Annotated in this window: 6 protein-coding genes; 4 read left to right on the top strand and 2 right to left on the bottom strand. The window is 75.7% G+C overall.

From position 1 onward, the window contains the following. Positions 1-81 precede the first annotated feature (81 nt). Together WME89_RS11970 and WME89_RS11965 are read right to left on the bottom strand one after the other, a co-directional pair. A complete protein-coding gene (locus tag WME89_RS11970; RefSeq protein ID WP_438009322.1) occupies positions 82-2,772 on the bottom strand; it encodes a hypothetical protein in 2,691 nt (896 codons plus the stop codon). Continuing rightward, positions 2,769-6,638, bottom strand: a complete 3,870-nt coding sequence (locus tag WME89_RS11965) for an RHS repeat-associated core domain-containing protein (protein WP_438009321.1) — start codon at positions 6,636-6,638, stop codon at positions 2,769-2,771. The genes WME89_RS11970 and WME89_RS11965 overlap by 4 nt, the downstream gene beginning before the upstream one ends. 125 nt (positions 6,639-6,763) lie before the next feature. Between WME89_RS11965 and WME89_RS11960 the strand changes: the two genes are divergently transcribed. From WME89_RS11960 to WME89_RS11945, 4 genes are all read left to right on the top strand, one after another. Beyond that, positions 6,764-7,660, top strand: coding sequence for a WGR domain-containing protein (locus WME89_RS11960; protein WP_438009320.1), 897 nt, complete (start codon positions 6,764-6,766; stop codon positions 7,658-7,660). A 261-nt stretch (positions 7,661-7,921) separates the two neighbouring features. Further along, positions 7,922-10,717, top strand: a complete 2,796-nt coding sequence (locus tag WME89_RS11955) for a hypothetical protein (RefSeq protein WP_438009319.1) — start codon at positions 7,922-7,924, stop codon at positions 10,715-10,717. Continuing rightward, positions 10,714-17,484, top strand: coding sequence for a HEAT repeat domain-containing protein (locus WME89_RS11950; RefSeq protein WP_438009318.1), 6,771 nt, complete (start codon positions 10,714-10,716; stop codon positions 17,482-17,484). The genes WME89_RS11955 and WME89_RS11950 overlap by 4 nt, the downstream gene beginning before the upstream one ends. After that, positions 17,481-19,397: an SWIM zinc finger family protein gene (locus tag WME89_RS11945; RefSeq protein ID WP_438009317.1), complete on the top strand. Its 1,917-nt coding sequence runs from the start codon at positions 17,481-17,483 to the stop codon at positions 19,395-19,397. Before WME89_RS11950 ends, WME89_RS11945 begins: the two co-directional genes overlap by 4 nt. Positions 19,398-19,705 lie beyond the last annotated feature (308 nt).

Here is a 19,705-nt window from a genome sequence, read left to right as displayed (position 1 = left end):
CGGCCCGGAGGGTCGCGGCGGTGGATGTCGAGGGCGCGCGGCGACGAAGGTGCAATGACGATCTCGGGCGCTGCCATCGCCTCAGCTGACGGCGGCCCGCACCTCGCCTGCGGCGGCGAGCAACGCCCCGTCGCCCCCCGCGCGCGCGAGGAGCGGCGCGAGCTGCGCGAGGCCGCCCCAGCCGCAGAGGACGCTGCTCAGGGTGCTCCGCGGCGCGACGTCTCCCAGGGTGGTGGCGACCATCCAGGCCGCTTCCGCGGGCGCCAGCCACGGGGCGAGGAGTACCATGTGCGCGAGCGCATCGCTGTCCGGATCGCCCCGGTAGAGCGCCGCGGCCCGTCGAGCCGCCTCGGGGCGCAGCGACTCCGGGAGGTGCGGTGCCACCGCCGCGAGCGCCGCGAGCGCCGCGTGAGCGCCGAACTCGTCGACGCCGGCGGCTGCGGACGCGACGGTCTCCTCGGCGCCGAGCACGGCCGCCGCTGCAGCCGGCTGCTCCCGTACCATCGCCGCCCGCTGATTGCCTGACAGCGCGCCGACGAGCGCCAGGAGCTCCGCCCGCAGGACGGGGCGCTTGCCCGGGGACGCCGCCGCGGCCACCCGCAGGAGCGCCGGCGCGCCGTAGGCAGGCGACTCCAGCCACTGCATGACCAGCGCCCGTGCTTGCTCGGTGTGGCCAAGCGTGGCGAGCCTCGCCGCGAGCGCCCCCGCAGGCCAGAGCGGCACGTCCTCCAGGAGCGCCAGGACCGCCGGCTCCGGCAGCCATGAGGTGAAGGCGTCCTGCGACGTGGGGTCGAGCGGCGGCGGCGCCCCCTCCGCGTCCGCCATCCACCGCTTCCAGCACGCGATCACCTCGGCGATGGCGGGCTCCCGCTCCTGCGCAGGGAGCCATGGAACCAGCCGCGCCATCAGGCCACAGCGCTCCTCGGGCGCGGCAGCGCCCAGGCTGCGGCGCAGCGTCAGCGCGATGTCCGGCGCCAGCCCCTCGTCGCCGACCAGCCGCGCGAGCGCGCTCGCCGGCTGATCTCCGCGCCGGGCCCGAGCCACGACCTCCTCGACCCATCCAGGCGCCCCCGAGCTCGGCAGCGCGGAGCCGAGCAGGGCCAGCTGGTCGCGGCGCAGCAGATCGGCATCGTCGCGCTGGGCAACGAGCTCTTGCCGGCGGAGCACCTCCAGCGTGGCGCGCGCGAGCTCCGGTCGCTCGCGGGCGGCGGCCTCCCGCGCGACCGGGACCAGCTCGCGCGCGGCGGCCGCCGGGCTCAAGGGCTGAGCCGCGCATACAACGCCGGCCGCGAGATCGAGCGCCTCCACGATGAGCCTGTCGCTCACCTCGGCGGAAGCGCGCTGCGCCAGGCAGCAGAGCGCCGCGGCGCGTGCCGCGTCGAAGCCCGCCAGCGCCCCGTCGTCCGTGAACAGCGGAGCCGGCGCCCAGCGCGCCTCCGCGACGCGCTCTTCCGTGGCCGCCATGGCCAGCGCGCAATGTGCGATCGCCCCGAGCGCCCTCGCCGTCCGGTCCGATGCTCCGTCCACGTCCCCGGGGTGCTCCACAGCGAGCTCCAGCGCCCGCCGCGCGCGGCGCAGATCCGCGAGCACCTCCGCTGCGCGCGACGCCGACGTCACGCTCGTCCACGCGGGATCGGCGAAGCGCCTCAGGTCTTCCGCGCCGGCGCCGGCGCGCGTCATGTGCGCGGCCGCGTGCTCGCGCAGGTAAGCTGGGGCGCCAGCTCCATCCTCGAGCGCCGCGCGCGAGAGATGGAGGAGGCGCGCCTCGATGAACGCCCCCTCCGCCGCCGTCTGCCGCTCCCACGCCGCCCGCAGCGCCTCCTGAGCGAACGTCGCGCGCCGCTCCGTCGAGATCCACCGCACCATGCCAGCGAGGTCTTCCCGCGCTGCGTGGAGCGCCCGGACGGCCCCCTCGCCGGCGACCTCGTCGAGCACCTCGGCCTCGGCGGGCCCGAGCAGCCGCGCGAGCGCCGCGAGCGCCGCCTCGACGCGCGCACCGTCGGGTCGGCGTCGCAGCGCGCTTCGCACCGCGGCGACGCGCGCCTCCGGCCCGCCCTCGTCCGCGGCCGCCCAGCGGGCTGCCAGCGCCACGCCCAGCGCCTCCGCCTCCGCGAGGGTCCACGCCTCGACCTCGACGAACTCGGTCTCCGCGGCCCTCCCCCCGAGCCGCGCGCACCACGACCGCGCGTCGTCGAGCCCGCCTGTCGCGGAGACCAGGACGCGCGTCCGCTCGCCCACGTGCTGCAGCACGTCGATGTCGGGCTCACCGGACGTGAGGACCACCTGGTCGAGCCCGTCGAGCACCACCAGCCAGGGCGGCTCGTCCTCGTCGCGCCCGCTCGCGAGCTCCTGCGCAACGGACTGGCGCAGGCGCGCCGTGTCGGCGGGCGCCGGCGGGCCCTCTTCTCCACGCATCAAGGCGTCGAGCAGCGCGAGCACCGGGTGGCTCAACCCGAGCCCCTGGGCGCGCCCGGCGGGCACGAACACCGGCGCATGCGCTTGCTGGCGCGCCTCGGCCGCGAGCGCGGCGCAGAGCAGCGTCTTGCCGGCGCCGGACGGGCCGTAGAGCACGCAGGGCCGCGCGTCCTCGTCGACCAGCCACGCCGCGAGCGACCGCCGCGCCCGCGCCTGGCCTGAGGACCACTGGACCGGCCAGGCGAGGGCGCTCAGAAGAGCGGCGAGCGCAGGCATGGGGGCGCCGAGCGCTGTCTCCGCGGCCTCCAGCAGCGCGGCGCAGGGGGCCATGGCGCTGGCGTCGCGCGCCGGGGTCATCTCCCCCTCTTCTTGCTGTACACGCCGTACTGCCCGCGCTTGCCCTTGGCGCCGACGACGGAGCCCGTGATGCCGAGCGCCTCGAACATCTTACCGCACCGCTCGCAGGGATCGACCCGCCCCTGGTTCCTGTCCGCGTCGTATTTGCTCTCGAACGTCTCGATGCTCAGCCCTTCGTCGTTGAATCTCTTCTTTATGCGCGCGTTGACCTCTTGATCGACCTGTTGAGGATTCATCCGCTCCTTCATGGGCGTCTTCTTCTGCTCGGCCGCCACCTCCGCCCGGATGGCGCTGGACATCTGCGTGAGCGCCTGCGCCTCGGCGCAGGGCTTGTCGCTGATGTGCCCGGGCGGGCTCACGTTGCCGCCCTCGCCCGGGTTGCGCCCGTCGTAGAGGACCTTGCCGCTCCCGTCGACGATCCGCGAATAGATGAGCCCCTCGGGATCGACCAGCGAGGTGGGCCGGTTCAACGCGTACCGGAACGGGTTGAGCCCGCCCTGGAGCTCGATCGGATCGGGCGAGATGTACCGTCCCGCATCCGGGTCGTAATAGCGATGCCAGTTGTAGTGGAGCCCCGTTTCCTCGTCCGCGTACTGGCCGAGGAGACGCAGCGGTGTCGTCGCCTCCAGAGAGGGCGCGGGCGTGGCCTGCCCCCATGGCGTCCGGCGGAGCGTCGCGGCCAGCCGGCCATCCCCCTGAACGAGGCGCTCGGGCGAGCCGGTGAGGTCGTTCAGGTAATGCATCCATGCGCCGGCGCGCGCTCCGTCCGAGCGCAGGTGCACGTCGCGGTGCGCGAGCGGTGCCCCCTCCCCGTCGAACACATAGGTCCGCTGGGATACTGCCGCGCCAACCTGCCGGATCTCGTGCACCAGCGCGGTGCCATCCCAGACGAAGTGGGTCGCCTCGGCGACCGATTGTCGCCCGTCCGGAGCCTGTAGCCACAGGGCCTTCTGGATCCGCCGGCTGAGTGGATCGTACGCAAAGCGCACCGCGGCCCCGTCAGGTCGGCGTACTTCCATGAGGAGGCCTCGCGGCGACCACGCGTAATAGGTGACCCGCTCACCACCTCCGGGCCCGGGCTCGCGCTTCTCCGCGAGGCGGCCTTGCTCGTCGTAGCGGTAACGCGCCCCCCCGCGCGCGATCAGCCGGTCGCCTTCGTACCGGCGCGCAGGGGCTTCCTCGCCCGCCTCGTACAGGTTACCTGTCTCGTCATAACCGAAGAGCGCCTGGCGGGCATGCTCCGGCACGGCCGCGAGGAGCTGGCCCAGCGCGTCGTACGCGAAGCTCGTGGCGCCGATCTCGGCATCCCACGCCGTCGCGAGCTCACCCGCGGGGGTGTACTCCCACCGCTGTTCAAGGAGCACCCCTGCGTCGCGGGGCCCGATCCAGTCGGGCTCCCCTGGCCGCACCGGGCGCCGCGCGCTCCCCGCGAGCAGCCGCCGCCCGACGAGCCGATCGAGCGCATCATGGTGAGACTGCAGCCGCGCGCCGCCCGAGAACAGCCGCTCCACTTCGAGCCCCGTGGCGCCGTACCGGATCGTGACGCGCTCGCCTCCGTCGAGATCGATGTCGGCGCGCTGCGCCGCTCGATCTCGCCGGCACGTCATCTCGTGGCCCAGCGACGTCGTGCGCTTCACGACGGCTCCGAGCAGGTCGTAGTCCGTCTCGACCTCGATCGACCGTCCGAACGCCGTCTGTACCTCGCGCGTCACCCAGCCGACCGCGTTTCGCTCGAAGGTGAACGTGCCGACGTCGCTCTCCGCGAGGACCAGCTCGCCCCGCCCGTTGTATTCGAATCGCTCCTCCCGCCCATCGGCGTCGGTGCGCTGGATGACCTGCCCGGCGAGGTCGCGCGCCACCTCGACGCGCGTGCTCGGCCCGCTCTCGATCGCCATGAGCCGGCCGCACGCGTCGTATTTCGAGCGGAGCTCGCGCCCGTCAAACGTGTGCTCCTGGACCGGCAAGCCGAATGCATCGTAAGCAATCGTGTGAAGCTCGCCACGGGTATTGCGGACCTCCACGAGCCGTTCGAGCCGGTCGTAACGAAGCCTGACCGTGCGACCGTCAGGTAAAACAGCCTCGGTGAGGACCCCCGTGCCGCCGCGTCTGAGCTCGGTGGCCCGCCCCAGCGCGTCGATGGTCCCGATGAGCGCACCGCGGCCATCGTAGCGCGCCCACTCCACCGTACCGTCGGGCGCTGCCACTCCGCTCAATCTGCCCGCCTGGGTCCACGTGAGCCGGGTGACGGCGCCCTTGGCGTCGGTCTCCGACGTGCGCCGGCCGAGATCGTCGTACGTCGCGCGAAAACGCGCCCCCTGCTCGCCCGCCACCTCGACCAGGTTCCCGTCGGGATCATGGCGGTAGCGCGTGCGGCGGCCGTCGGGGGCGACCGTCTCCTGCAGAAGACCCCGCGCGTCGTACCGAACCTCGAAGCTCGCCCCGATCGGATCGACCCACACGATGCTGCCGGGGCCGTAATTCACCTGCGTGATGCCGCCCTCGGGATCGGTGATCCTGCGGATATCGCCGCCGGGAAGCCGCTCTATCAGCGTCTCCCGGCCCAGCGGATCGACGATGCGCGTCTCGAACCCGAGGAGGTCGCGCTCCCAGCGCGTCGTGGCCCCTTCCGGATCCGTGAACGAGCGCAGCTGCCCGCGCTCGTCGTAGGCGCGCGTGAACACCCGACCCCCCAGCACCGCCTTCTCGGCCTTGCCGTGGGCCGTGCCCGTATAACGGTGCGACGTCACCGGGTCGATGACCTCGGTGTAGCCATCGTCGCCATACAGGAAGCGGTAATGGTGGATCCCACGGGCGGGTGTTCCGTCGTGGAGCACTTTCGTCACCGACGAGGCGAGGATCGTCTCCTCTCCGCCCGGGATCTCACCCCAGGTCTCGACACAACGGGCCGCGTCGTCGTAGCGGTAGAAGAAGGTGACCCCCGTCGGGGCCTCCTGCGCGCGGAGCAGATTGCGGTCGTCGTAAACATAACGGGTCGTATGGCCATCGGCGTCCGTCGCGGCGACGAGCCGCCCCACGTCATCGTAGGTATACCGGGCGAAGATGTACCGCTGGCGAGACGAGGTGATCACCTCGAGCGCAGCGATCTGCCCGCGCTCGCCGGGCCGGAGCGACACCGAGCGGCCCACGCTGTCGACCAGCGCCGCGAGCCTGCCGCGGTCCCACTGCAGTGCGATGCGGTTCCCGTGGCGATCCTCGACGGAGGCGAGCCGGAAACGCCGCTCGAGGCTGTCCGCGGGATCGCGCTCGAACCGGCGCCGGATCCCGTCGGGGGCATCGAGCACGAACCCATGATCTTCACGGTGGAGGAGCCAGCCGTCCGCTCCGAGCGCGGCGGCATCGGTCGGAATGGATCCAAACTCGATCTCGGCGCTGTCCGGTGTTTCAACGAGGCACCGCCGCGAGCGCAGCACGATTTCCCAGGAGAACGTGTGGCTCCACCCGAAGCCCAGCCCGCGGTCGCGATCGCGCGCCGTGCTCGAATACGCGCGCGCGAAAACGAACGGCAACGGGCCAGGAAGGTAGAGATCCGTCTCGGGGAGGGTGAAGACCCGTCCGGTGATCACATCCACAGGATCGCCCTGCGCCACCTTGCCGCTGTTCTTGCCGCCGTGATGGTTCGGGCATCCTCCGCCGTCCTGCCCCGGCAAGCCGCAGGACGAGGCGCTCTTGCCGCCGCCGCTCGCGCTGGAGCCGCCATTGCCTCCGCCCGCGCCCTGTCCCCCCGCGCCGCCGCCGCCACCCCGACCGCTGCCGCCGCCACCGCCACCGCCACCGCCCATGATGAAGACGCCAGGGTTCATCCCAGGGATGGCGGGGATGTTGGGGATGGGAGCGGTGCGGGCCATGGCCCGATGGTGTCCCCGCACGCCCCGGGAACGCAACGGCCGAGAGGTGCCGGCCCGCAGGCATCGGCTCGATCCCTGGTCATCGCTCCACACCGTGTTTGCGGTTCCCTGATATCCTCGCCCGCATGCGCCGGTTCGAGTTCGTGCAGGGGACGAGCGCCAAGTTCTGGATGGCCGACGTGGACGACACGACGTTCATCGTCGTCTATGGCCGGCTCGGCACCGCCGGGCAGCGCAAGGAGAAGGCGTTCCCCACCGCGGAAGCCGCGGCGCGCGAGCACGAGAAGAAGGTCGCCGAGAAGCTCCGGGAGGGCTACCAGGAGGTGGCCGCGGAGGGCGGCGCGCCCGCCGGCGGCGCCCCGGCGGCCAGCGCCGAAGAGGCCGCGCCCCCGCCGCCGAAGCTCGATCTGCCGCCGCGCGTGCGGCCCGGCGAGGCCACCGAGCCGCGACGGAAGGCCGCTGTCCACGCGCTCTCCGCGCTCGCGGCCGCGCGCGGCCGGCGGAGCTGGGCCCTCGGGCGCGCTGTCCGCCGCGCCCGGCGCGCGCTCGAGGCGCTGGGCGGGCTCGACCCCGCGACGGACGCGGCGCTCTCGGCCGCGCTCGACACGCTCATGGCCCGCGTCGTCGCGCCGAGCGCGCCGGATCGGCTGCCGCTCGTGCGCGCGATCGAGCTGCTCTCCGAGCTCGACGCCGCGGCGTTCGCGCGCGCGGTGCGCGACACATGGAAGGCGCCGCCCGCGACCTCGCCGGCCGCCGGAGCGCTCGCCGTCCTGAAGCGGCAGCTCGAGGAGCTCGGCGACCCGGAGCTCGGCCTCCGGCTCGGCGCGCTGCTGGTCGACCGGCCGCACCACGGCTCGATGAGCGCCGAGGCAGGGTGGGCGCTGCGATGGAAGGCGCTGGCGCCGCACCTCGAGGCGCACCTCGGCCGCACCGGGCGGTCGCTGAGGGACTACCTCGCGAGCATCGACGCGGGCAGCGACCCGCACGTCGCGCAGCGCCTCCAGCGGATGCGCGCGGCGTGAGCTGCGCGGTGGGCTCGCGCCCGCCGCGCCCGCAAGGCCGCCGCGCCCGCCGCGCCCGCAAGGCCGCCGCGCCAGCAAGCCCGCAAGGCCGCCGCGCCAGCAAGCCCGGCGCGCCGAGCACGCGCGCGGCGCGCGAGGCGGGGACGTAGGCGCATTCGCCACACGGAGGCGCGCGACACTTCCTTCATCGCCGGACCGACTCTGCTTGACCTGATCCGCGGGGATCGCGATTCTCTCAGGCCATCCGCAGCGGGAGGCGCCTTGGCGAGCTCACCGAACCCGATCGACATCGAGAACGTCAAGCAGCTCGCCGCAAGCGGCTCGCCCGCCCTGGCCGAGGTCCTCGAGGCCTACCTCGAGCAGCCGGAGCCCACCCCGGACGCGCCCCCCCGCGAGGGCGCGCTCACCTTCCAGGCGTTCCTGCAGCTGCTCGCGACCGCGCAGGGCATGCGCACCCCCGAGCAGCGGCGCGAGCGGGCGACCGACGCGTGGAAGCGCTTCCTCGCGCAGGTCGATCCCGCCCCGCCGCCGCGGCTGGAGCTCGCCGACCTGCTCGTGCGCATCTACGAGGAGGGCACGGACGCAGGCCGCAGCGCGCTCTGCGACCTCGCCCGGAGCGCGCCGCTGGTCTTCGGCGCGTGGGGCGGGCTCAAGCGCATCTACAAGCTGGCCGAGGCGCGGCTCGACGCGGAGCTCTTCGGCACGCTCGCCTTCCGCTTCGACACCGAGGTGGCGCGCGGGGGGCGGCGCGAGGTCTCCCGCGGGACGCTGATCTACATGCGGCGCCGCGCGTGGCGCTTCCTGCGCGAGCTCGGCCGGAGCGTGCCGGAGCTCTACCCGCAGTTCGCTGTCGAGGTGCTCCGCCACTACCCGCCGGACACGAGGTTCGGCGACCTCTGGGTCGCGAACCACGTCTGGGCGCACGGCACGGGCAAGTACGACGGGCGCTCGTTCCACGGCGGCGTCCCGCCGAGCGACATGGTGAAGCACCGCGCCTTCGGCGATGCGTGGAAGCGATCGCCCGACCCGCTGATGCTCCTGCTCTCGACCTGCCAGGCCGATCCGCCGGCCAGGTTCGCGATCCAGGGGCTCAGGAAGGACTTCCCCGAGGCGCTGCGGAGCGTCACGCCCGCGTGGCTCGCGCGCCTCGCCTACCGGCCGCTCGCGAGCGCGCACGACTTCCTGATCGAGACGCTGCTCGGCTCGCCGGAGCTCCACCAGAGCAAGCTGCGGGGCCTCGGGCTCCACGACGCCGCGCTCGCGCTGCTCGACTCGCCGAGCGCCAAGGCGCGCGCGTTCGCGATCGAGTACGCCCGCGCGCACGCCGCGGATCTCGACGCGGAGCGCCTCGCCGCGCTGCTCGCCTCGGCGCACAAGGAGACGCGCGCGTTCGCGGCGTCGGCGCTGCAGGGCAGGGGCCCGCGCGCGCTCGGCCACGCGTTCCTGGGGCGGCTGCTCCGGCACGGCGAGACCGAGGCCTGGGCCGCCAAGGCGCTGAGCGAGAGCTTCGACCGCGCGGAGCTGCCCGAGGGCTTCCTCGTCGACATGATCTACGGCGAGCCGGCGCAGAAGCGGTGGGCCGCCGCGTACTTCAAGGCCAAGTACCGGCCCGGCGAGCCCGGGACCGGCTTCTGGGTGCGCGTGCTCGACGACCCGCGCCACGAGGACGACGACCAGGCGACGAGCACCGCGCTCGACGCGCTCGGCAAGTACCCGATCGCGGCGATCGGGACGCCGTGGCTGCTCACCGCGCTCACGCGCAAGCGCCTCGGGGACACCGTGGCGACCTGGCTCCGGAAGGCCGACGCGCTGCCCGATCTGACCGCCGAGGGCGTGGAGCGCCTCAAGGGGCTCGTCTTCAGCGCCGAGACGCGCGCGGTCGCGCTGGAGGTGCTCGGCAACCCGAAGATCGTCACGCCGCGGCAGCTCACCCTGCCCTGGCTGCTCGCGCTCGCGCGGCGCGCCGACCCGGCGCTGAACGGCTTCGCGCGCAGGTACCTCCTCGCGCACATGAAGCCGCAGGACTTCGATCCGGGGCAGGACGCGAGCGGCCGCGGCGACCGCGAGGCGGGCACCGCGAAGCTGTTCGCGCTCGCGCTCGGCGAGAAGGAGCCCGAGCCGATGCGCGCGTTCGCGCAGACCTACCTGCGCTGCCACCACCCGGCGCTCGGGCCCGAGCAGGGCGAGGCGAAGGAGCTCGAGCTGAAGCCGGCGCTGAAGCGCTCGGCGTTCACCGCCGAGCGGATCTGGCCCGCGCTCTTCGACAAGCGGGAGGACGTGCGGCGGTTCGCGGCGCTCGTCACGCGCGCGGAGCTCCGGGCGTGGGGCTACCAGACGCGCGTCTACGAGCTCGCCCACAGCGACGCGAGGGAGGTGCGCAACATCGCCTTCGACGCGCTCCGCAAGGCGGGCGACCCGTCGGCCGATCCGGCGATGACGCTCGCGCTGGAGGAGCTCGATCCGGCGCAGGTCTTCGCGCTCACCGAGAGCCTGAAGAAGAGCGCGCGCGAGCTCGGCCTGTCGCTCATCCTGAAGCACTACGCGCGCATCGGCGGCCCGGAGCGCCTCGGATGGCTGATGCAGAGCGCCGACCGCGAGGTGCGCCTCTTCGCGGTGCGGATGCTCTGGGAGAAGCACCGGCCCCGCGACCTGCCGCCGGGCTGGCAGCCGCGCGCCGCGCGCGGGGACGCGGACGCTCCGGCGGAGCCCCCGGAGGATGCGGGGAGGTTCGCCGACGTCGAGGCGCTCCGGCGCTTCCTTCGGTACGTGCTGTCCGGCATCCCCGCGGGGCGGTCGCCCGAGCCGGGCGACGACGCGGGCCCGCGGCGGCGCCTCTCCGCGAGCGAGGCCAAGCGGCACGTGATCGAGATCGTGCGCGATCTCGCGGTCGAGGACGCGGCGTTCGCGGCGCTCGTCGCGCCCGTGATCGCCGAGTTCACCGGCTCGGTCGCGAAGGGCGAGTGGCAGGCGTGCCTGGCGGCGCTCATGCGCCTCAGGCGCGCGCACCCGGGGCTCGAGATCGAGGGCCTCGGCAGCGTCGGACAGGAGAGCGCATGAGCCACGCGATCGGCCACTTCGAGAAGGTCCGCGCGCTCGCGATCGGCCCGCGGCTCCTCGCCGTCGGCGGGGTGCGCGCGCCGGCGCCGGTCGGGGCGGGCGGGACGTCGACCGCGCGATCGCCCGCCGGCGCGAGCCAGGTGACGCTCTTCGATCACGTGACGAACAAACCGGCGCGCTCGATCGACGTGCCGGCGCACGTGCTGGGCCTCGCGTTCGCGGGCGACGTGCTCGCGGCGGCGTGCTCCGACGGCGCGCTGCGCGTCTTTCGCGTCGGCGCGGGCGCCGGGGGCGAGGTGCTGGCGCTCGACGCGCACCCGGGCGGCGTCACGGCCGTCGCGGCGGCGCCAGGCGGCGCGCGCCTCGCGACCGTCGGCGCCGACGGCGCGCTGCGCGTCTTTCGCGTCGGCGCGGGCGCCGGGTCCCCTGCCCCACCGCCCGGGAGCGCGGCCGAGATCGCGTCGTTCGCGCTCGCGGCGGCGCCGCTCCGCGCCGTCGCCTTCGACCCCGCCGGCGAGCTCGTCGCGGCCGCGGGCGACGACGGGATCGTCCGCGTCGTCACGCTGTCGACGGGCGCCGTCCGCGCCATGCCCGGGCACGAGGGGCCGGTCGCGGCGCTCGTGTTCACGCCGCGCGACGGGCGGCTCGCGTCGGGCGGCGACGACGGCACCGTGCGCCTCTGGTACCTGGTCGGCGACGTCGAGTGCGAGATCCGCGGCGCCGACGGGAGCGGTCACGCGGGCGGGGTCCGCGCGCTCCTGTGCCTGCCCACCCCGCCGCCGCAGGAAGACGGCAAGGAGAGCGGCGACCGCCTGGTGTCCGCGGGGGCGGACGGCGCGATCCGCATCCACCGGCTCGAGGACCGGCGCAAGCCGCGCACCCTGGAGACGAGCGCGATGCCGCTCCACGCGCTCGCGCTCACGCCGCCCGCCGAGGGCGGCTCCGGGCGCCGAGGGTCGCGAGCGCAGGCCGGCCGCGGCGCGGCGGACGCGAAGGAGGCGCTCGGCGCCCTGTTCGCCGCGGGGGACCGGCGCACCGTGTGGCGCTTCCCGATCGAGGCGGCCGGCGCGCCCGCCGACGGCGCCACCGAGCTCGCGCACGGCTTCGATGTCCTGGCGCAGGCGCTCTCGGGGGCGCGGCCGGGCCGCGAGGGCGCCGTCAAGACGCTCGCGGCGCTCGACGAGCCCGAGGCGCTCGAGGCCGCGCTGCGCGCGCTCCGGTCGGACCGCGACGCCGAGGTGCGCGCGCTCGCCGCCCGCGAGCTCGGGAAGCACGGGCGCCGCGGCGCGCGCGCGAAGCTCCGCGAGGCCCTCGACGACGAGCACGCGACCGTGCGCCTCGCTGCGCTCGAGGCGCTGCGCGCGACCGACCGCGACGCGCCGCTGACCCCGCTCCGGGCAGGGCTCGAGGCGCGCGCCGCGGACGTGCAGCGCCGCGCGCTCGTCGAGGTCGCGAAGCTCCACGGCAGCTCGCCGCTCATCCCGGGGCTCATCGCCGAGAAGCTCGCCGGGCGCGACGCGTCGGTGCGGCTGACGGCGCTCGACCAGCTCCAGAAGCTCCACCCGGACGGCCCGGAGCCGCTCCGCGCCGCCTTCGAGCGCGGCCCGGCCGACCTGCGGGTCGAGGCGCTCATCCGCGCCGCGCTCAAGGGCTGGCTCTCGGCGCCGGCGTTCGCGCCGGTCGCGGCGCGCGCGCTCGACGACGAGGACGCCGAGGTGCGCCGGATCGCGTTCGCGGCGAAGGTGCTGGAGCGGCGGGCGCTCGCCCACGCGCTCGAGGCGCGCGACGAGGACCTCGGCCGCGCGGCGCTCGACATCGCGCGGCGCGCCGCCGAGGTGCTGCGGCGCGCGAGCGCCGGCGGCGACGAGCAGCCAGCGCCCGACGCGAAGTCGAAGACCAAGGCGGCGGACGAGGCAGCCATCGCGGCAGCGCGCGCGCAGATCCCCGGCGTGGGGAGCCCGGGCGCCGAGCCCGCCGAGGCCGACCTCGAGCCGCTGCTCACCGCCCTGGCGTGCCGCACGCCGGACACCGCGGTGCGGGGGGCGCGCGGGCTCGCGCAGCTCGGCGACACGCGCGCGCTCGGCGCGCTGCTGCAGCTCACGCGCGAGCAAGACCCGTCGCTGCGCCGGCAGGCGGCGACGGCGCTCGCCGAGCTCCGCGACACGCGCGCCGAGAAGCGGCTCATCTGGATGCTCGACGACGCCGATGGGGCGGTCCGCGCCGCGGCGCTCGACGCCTATGCGCGGCTCGAGTCGTCGGCCCCGCTCGCCGTGGCCGAGGCGTCGCTCCGCTCCTCGCAGGAGGACATCCGCGTCCGCGGGCTCGACCGGCTGGTGGCGCTCGCCGGCGAGGGCAAGGGCCCGAAGCCCCCCGAGGCCGAGGCGCTGCTCGCCGATGCGATCGAGGACGAGTCGCCCAAGGTCCGCGGCGAGGCGTTCCGGACGCTCTGGTCGTGGCACGCGTCGGACCCGCAGACGGCGCTCGACCGCGCCCAGCTCGCGCGCTTCCCCGACCTGCGCCTGCGCGCCGTCGAGGAGCTCAAGGCGCACGGCGAGCAGCCGTGGGCCGCGGAGCGGCTGCACGGGGCGATCGGCGACCGCGACGCGAGCGTGGCCCAGGCCGCGTACGAGGCGGTCGTGAAGCTGCGCGGCAAGGCCGCCGCGGAGCCGCACCTCGCCGCCATGGCGTCGATCCACCCCTCGGTCCGGGAGAGCGGCGCGCGCGGGGCCGCGCACGCGCCGGGGAGCGACGCCGCGCGCAGCGCCCTCATCCGGCTGCTCGAGGACGATCACGCCGGGCCGCGCACGGCCGCGATCGAGGCGCTCGACAGGCTCCTGCCCGGCGAGGCGGGGCCGCTCCACATCGGGCTCCAGTCGAGCCACCTCGACCTCCGGGTGCGCGCGGCCGAGCTCTGCGCCGCGCGGCGCGACGAGCAGCTGCTCAACCCGATGCGGGCGCTGCTCGCCGACAAGTCTCTCTTCAAGGAGCTGCCGATCCAGGTCCTCGGCCCGCTCCGCGCCCGCGCCGCGACGGCGCTGGCGACGCTCGGCTCGCCGCGCCTCGTCAAGTACTTCGCCGCAGAGCTGCTCAAGGACGACTACCCCGACGTGCGCGAGCAGGCGGCGCGCGGGCTCGCGATGGCGGCCCGGCGCGGCGAGGAGGGCTACCTGCTCGACGCCATGGGCCACGTCGACGTCGCGGTGCGGTCGTGGGCCGCCGACGGGCTGGCGCGGCTCGGCGACGTGCGGGCGCTGCCGGTGCTCACGGGCACGCTGCGCCACGAGCACCCGCCCATCCGCGTCGCGACCATCATGTCGTTCGCGGCGCTCGGGCCCGAGGGCTACGGGGGCATGCTGCAGGGCCTCGAGGACAGCGCGCGCGAGGTCCAGGAGATCGTCTTCGCGATCGTGCTCGCGCGCGACCTCAGGGCCTTCCGCCGCGGCGATCCGCCGGATCTGCTGACGAGCGCGCTCTCGTCGCAGCGCTCCGACGTGCGCTTCGCCGCGGCGCGCGCCCTGGAGCTCCGCGCCGAGCCGGAGGCGTACCTCGCGCACCTCATCGAGGTGCTCATGCCCGCGCGCCCCGACGCCGCGGCGCAGCCGGACCGGGACCGCGCGGCCGACGGCGAGAAGCCCTCCGGCATGAAGGACTGGCCGCCCGAGGTCGCGCGCGGCCGCATCCTCGTCGGCCTCGCCGAGGCGCTGGCCAGCGACAACCCGGAGCAGCGCTACGCGGCCGCGCAGGTGCTGCGCCTCCGGCGCAAGCCGGTCGAGTACTTCCGCGAGGCGAAGCGGGTGGCCGCGCTGCGCCCCGCGGGGGCGCCCGTCGTGGCGGACACGACGCCGCGCGCCGCCGAGGAGACCGACACGACGCCCAAGAAGGGGTGGCTCCGCCGCCTCTTCGCGTTCGCGCAGCCCGGGCAGAAGCAGGGCAGCAAGCAGGACATCGCCGCGGTCCCCGAGGGCGAGCAGCGGCGGCTGCGCTGGCTCGCGTTCGGCGCGTACATGGGCCTCCTCAGGCAGGTCGCGCCCGGCGACGACGAGGCGCACCGCACCCGCCGGGACGCCATCGACCGGATCGTCGACGTCTGCGCCAGGGGGCACGTCAGCACCACGGCGGCGGTCCCGCCGCTCGTGCGGGCGCTCGACGACCCGCACCACCTCGTCCGCAGGGCGGCCTTCGCGGGGCTCAAGGCGCTCTTCCCCGCAGGGGCGCGCGAGCCGCTCGCGCTCGGGCTCGCGTCGGCGTCGGCCGACGTGGCGCGGGCCGCGCTCGACGAGATCGCGGCGCGCGGCGACGACGCCCGCCCCGAGATCGTGCGCGCGCTCAGCTCGCCGCTCGCCGACGTGCGCCGCTACGCCTTCGAGCTCCTCGAGCGGCTCTGCCCGAAGGGGAGCCTCGATCCGCTGCTCGCGGCGCTCGGCAGCGAGCACGCCGATCTGCGGCTCGGCGTGCTCGAGCGCCTCGCGTCGTCGAGCGACGCCCGCATCGTGCCGGCCCTGTGCCGCGCGATGGAGAGCGACCACGACGACCTCCGCCTGCGCGCGGCCGAGCTCCTCGCCCGCCGCCGCGACGACCGCGCCGTCGACGTGCTCGCGGCGTTCCTGCGCGACGGCGCGGCCGCGACGTCGGCGCGCGCCCGCGAGGCGCTCGTCGCGCTCGCGAGCGGCGCGGCGGTGCGGGCGCTCGCGGCGCGCATGGAAGAGGCCGAAGCGCCGGCCGACCGCGCCGCGCTGGCGCGCGCCCTCGGGAGCACGCGCAACCCCGAGGCCACGGGGCCGCTCGCCGCGCGCTTCGACGACGACGCCGCCGAGGTCCGGGGCGCGGCGCTCAAGGCGTGCCTCGAGATCGTCGACAGGGGGCGCGAGCGCGAGAAGCGCGACACGGCGCGCGCGCTCGGGTTCCTCGCCGCCGCCGCGCGCGCGAAGGACCCGGCGCTCCGCCTCGCCGCGGCGCGCGAGCTCGATCTCGGCGACGACCCCGCGCAGAACGACCTGCTCGCGGCGCTCTTCTCGGACCGCGATCTCCCGACGCGCGTCGCCGCCGTGACGTCGTACGCGACGCGCGTGAAGGACAAGGGAGCGCCCTCGGGGCCGCTGGAGGCGGTGCTGCGGGCGGGCGCGCGCGAGCTCGTGCTGCCGGCCGCGGAGGGGGTGGCCGCGCGGGGCCTCGCGGCGGCGCTCCGGCCGCTCCTGCTCGTCGTGCGCGCGGGCGAGCCCGGGGAGCGGGAGCGGGCGCTGCTCGCGCTCGGCACGCTCGGCGACGCCCGCGCGCTGGACGAGCTCGAGGCAGTGGCCTCCGGCGGCACCAAGGACGCGCCCGTGGAGATGAGCATGCAGGCCGCCGCCACGGAGGCGCTCGGCCGCATCGCCCCGAAGCTCGAGAGCGCCGATCTCCGCCGGCGCGTCGCGGAGCGCGTCGAGCAGGCGCTCCACGCCGACGCGATCGACCTCCGCGAGTCGGCGGCGCGCGGCGCGCGGTGGATCGGCGGCGAGCGCGCCCGCGTGCTGCTCGAGGAGCTCGTGCGCGCCGGCGACACGCCCGATCGGCTCCGCGCCGTCGCGGTGAACGAGCTCGGCCTGCTCGGCGACGCCGCGGCCGAGCAGGCCCTCGCCCGCGCGCTCGACGCGCGGAGCGCCGAGGTCCGCAAGGGCGCGCGCAAGGCGCTGGAGAAGCTCTTCCCGGGCCAGCGGACCCGCGTCGAGCTGCTCGCGGTCGGCAGCGAGCACGACGACATCGCCAGCCCGGCGGCGACCTACCTCGCCGCGGAGGCCGATCCCGCCGAGCTCCTGCCGCGGCTCGCGTCGCTCAAGGACGAGGAGCTCCGGCAGCGCCTCGCCATGGGCCTGCTCCGCCGCGGTCCCCTGCCCGCGGCGGCGCTCGAGCGCATGCTCGCGGACGAGCGCGCCCCGGCGCGGCAGGAGGCGGCGCGGCTCATCGCCGCCGGGACCGTCGACGGCGATCGCCGGGCCCTCGCCGGGGCGCTCGCCGCCGCGGCGCAGCGCACCGCCGAGCGCTGGGCGGCCGCCCACGGCGACGCGCGCGACGAGGAGGCCGCGGCGTGGCGCGAGCTGATCTGGGCGGCGGCGCGCGCCGGCGCGGCCGCGATGGCGCCCGCGCTGCGCGCGCTGCTCCTCTCCGCCAGCGCTCCGGGCGACGTCCGCCGCGAGGCGGCGCGCGCGCTCGGGACGCTCGCCGCGCTCGGGTCGGCCGAGGGGGCCGCCGCAGGCGGCGCGCGGTCGCGGGACACCGTGGAGGCGCTCACGACCGCCCTCAAGGACATGGACGCCGGCGTCCGGACCTCGGCCGCGGCCGCGCTCGCCGCGCTCGCGCCGGGCGGCTCGGCCGCGAGCGCGGCGGCGGTGCGGCCTTTCGATCCGGTGGGCTTCGAGGCGACCGCGCGCGCCGCCTCGCCCGAGGCGCTCTCGGCGCTCGCCGCGAGCGAGCCGGGCCGGCGCCTCGCCCTGCCGTCGCTGCTCGCGCGCGGCGCACTCGCCCCGCTGATCTCGCTCGCGCAGGGCGCGGGCGGCGACGCCGGGGCCCGCCTCGACGCGATCGCGGCGCTCGGCCGCGCCGGCGGCGATCGCGCGCTCGAGGCGCTGGCCGCGCTCGCGTTCGACAAGGGGGCGACCGACGTCGCCGCTCGCAAGGCCGCGTACCGGGCTTACCGCCGCGCGAAGCGCAGGGCGGCGTCCGATCGCAAGCGGCGGCTGACGATCGCGGGCGCCCCCGCGCAACCCGAGAACCCCGACGGAGTCAACGCATGACGGCGGCCCTCGCACGCCCGATCCACCTCCGGTACGCCGCGCCGAGCGAGCTCGCCGCCGCCCCGCTCCACTCCAGCGTGCGCCTCTCGCTCGACAGCGCCCGCGGTCCGGTCGGCGTGCGCGGCACCCTCCGCGACGCGGCGCTCTTCCGCGACGCCATGGCCGCGCTGGCGGCCATCTTGGAGAGCGACCTCCGGTACAAGGGCAGGGACCGGACCGCGTACCTCGCCTACCTGATGAAGAAGGGCAAGAAGGCGACGGCGGCCATCTGGGAGGCGCAGAAGGCCTTCCTGGAGAGCGCCTACGGCGACGACGCCGCGAGCGCGAAGCAGGGCGACGGCGCCCCCTCGCCCGGGAAGTCCGCCGGCGCGCTCGACCCGGTGCTCACCGTGCACCCGGACGAGGTCTCGATCGAGGTCTTCTCGCGCGACGAGAGCGCCTACGCCCGGCTCGCCTTCTCCAGCGACCTCTTCGAGGGCCGCGAGGCGGCCCACGGCACCGCCTTCGTCGATCTCTCGCCGCGCATCGTCGAGCAGATCGACCGCCTGCGCGTCTACACGCGGGTGGAGCTCGACGCCGGCGCGTCCCGCGCCGGCGAGGCGGCGGCGTCGGGCGCCGCGGCCTCAGGGTCGGGCGCCGCGGCCTCAACGTTGGTCGAGCGCTCGCTCGAGGTGCCCGCGACCTGGCTCCGCGGCTTCCTCCAGGTGCAGTCGGCGGCGACGCTCCCCGCGGTCTCCTGCGAGCTCGCCCCGATCGACCTCTACAACGCGCTCTTCGTGCTCCGCACCCGCAAGGCGAAGAAGCCGCCGCGCGGCCTGCGCTTCGAGCTCGTCCCCGGCAAGCCGCCGCGCCTCATCCTGGAGCCCTGGGAGACCCTCCTCGAGAGCCACGGTCCGCCGTACGAGGGCCCGCCGCGCGTCGTCCGGACCTTCGGCCGGCAGCGGCTGCTCGCGCTGTCGCGCCTCCTGCCGCACGTGCGGAGCGCGCGCGCCGAGCTCCGTGGCCCCGGGCTGCCGGTCTTCTGGGTGCTCGATCTCGGCCGCGCGACGCTGACCGTCGCGCTCACGGGCTGGACCGACAGCAGCTGGGCGAGCGCCGCCTCGTTCGACGCCCTGATGCCGCGGGGCGAGGCGCGCGCCGCGCTCGACGCGCTCGCCGGGCGGCAGCTCGCCCTGCTCCGCGAGCGCGGGCCGCTCCCGCTCGCCGCCCTCGCGGCCGGCGGCAGCGCCGAGGATGCCCGCGCGGCGCTCCAGCTCGAGTGCCTGCGCGGCCGCGTGCTCTACGACGTCGCGCGCCGCGTCTACCGCCCGCGCGAGCTGTTCGCCGAGCCGGTCGACGAGCGCGAGATCCGCTACAGCTCGCCGCGCGAGGCCGCGGCCCACCGCCTGCTCGCCGCCCCCGGCGCGGTGAGGCCGACCAAGGTGCACGAGATCGCCGGCGAGGGCACCGAGATCCACGGGGAGGTCGCGGACCGCGAGGCGCACCGCGACTTCTCGCCCCGCTTCACGATGGACCTCGAGGGCCGCGTCTCGGACGCGTGGTGCAGCTGCCCCACGTTCCGGCGCAGCGGCCTCCGGGAGGGGCCGTGCGAGCACATGATCGCGCTCCGCGTCGCCTACGCCCGCGAGCGCGCCGAGAAGGACGCCCTGCGCCAGACGGCCGAGGGCCGGGCGCTCATCCGCGCCGAGACGCGCACGTACGTGCGCCGCGAGGCCTCGGGCGCGGAGGTGGTCTATCGTGTCTCCCTGGACGACCGTGTCGTGCACCTCTCGTGGGGCACGCGCGGCAAGGAGGATCCTCGCCACCAGCGCATTTGGTTTGACACGGACGTCGAAGCGCGCGACGCGTATTTCAAGCGCCTGGATGCGTTAACATCGTCCGGCTTCGTCGACGCCGACGCGTCGTCTGCGTGAAGAAGGGAGAGGAGGTCAAGGCTCAACTGCTCGTCGTGTTGCCAGGAGAGGTTCTGAACGCACCAGCCTCCGCGCCTCGAGCGTAGGAGCGGCGTCGCGCCGCTCTGGAGGAACCGCCAGTCACTCTCCGCAAGGTAGCCTGTTCTTGGTTCTCTTCGGCTAGACCAGCGCTACGGCGCGGGGAGAGCTGAGACAACCTCGCGAACGCCGTTTCTCCCCGCGCCGTAGCGCTGGTCTAGCCGGAGAACCGGTGAGGCTACCGTGCCCCATGGAAGAAGGTGATGCGCTCGGGGCCTCTCTTGGCGACA

This window comes from Sorangium sp. So ce321 (assembly GCF_051530195.1).
In the GTDB taxonomy this organism is placed as follows: domain Bacteria; phylum Myxococcota_A; class Polyangia; order Polyangiales; family Polyangiaceae; genus Sorangium.
Note: the sequence above shows the minus strand (reverse complement) of the source record. Positions and strands in the feature narration are given on the sequence as shown.

Coding starts and splice junctions, on each gene's coding strand:
- WME89_RS11970 (WP_438009322.1), bottom strand. CDS start 2,772: ATGACCCCGGCGCGCGACGCCAGCGCCATGGCCCCCTGCGCCGCGCTG.
- WME89_RS11950 (WP_438009318.1), top strand. CDS start 10,714: ATGAGCCACGCGATCGGCCACTTCGAGAAGGTCCGCGCGCTCGCGATC.
- WME89_RS11960 (WP_438009320.1), top strand. CDS start 6,764: ATGCGCCGGTTCGAGTTCGTGCAGGGGACGAGCGCCAAGTTCTGGATG.
- WME89_RS11945 (WP_438009317.1), top strand. CDS start 17,481: ATGACGGCGGCCCTCGCACGCCCGATCCACCTCCGGTACGCCGCGCCG.
- WME89_RS11965 (WP_438009321.1), bottom strand. CDS start 6,638: ATGGCCCGCACCGCTCCCATCCCCAACATCCCCGCCATCCCTGGGATG.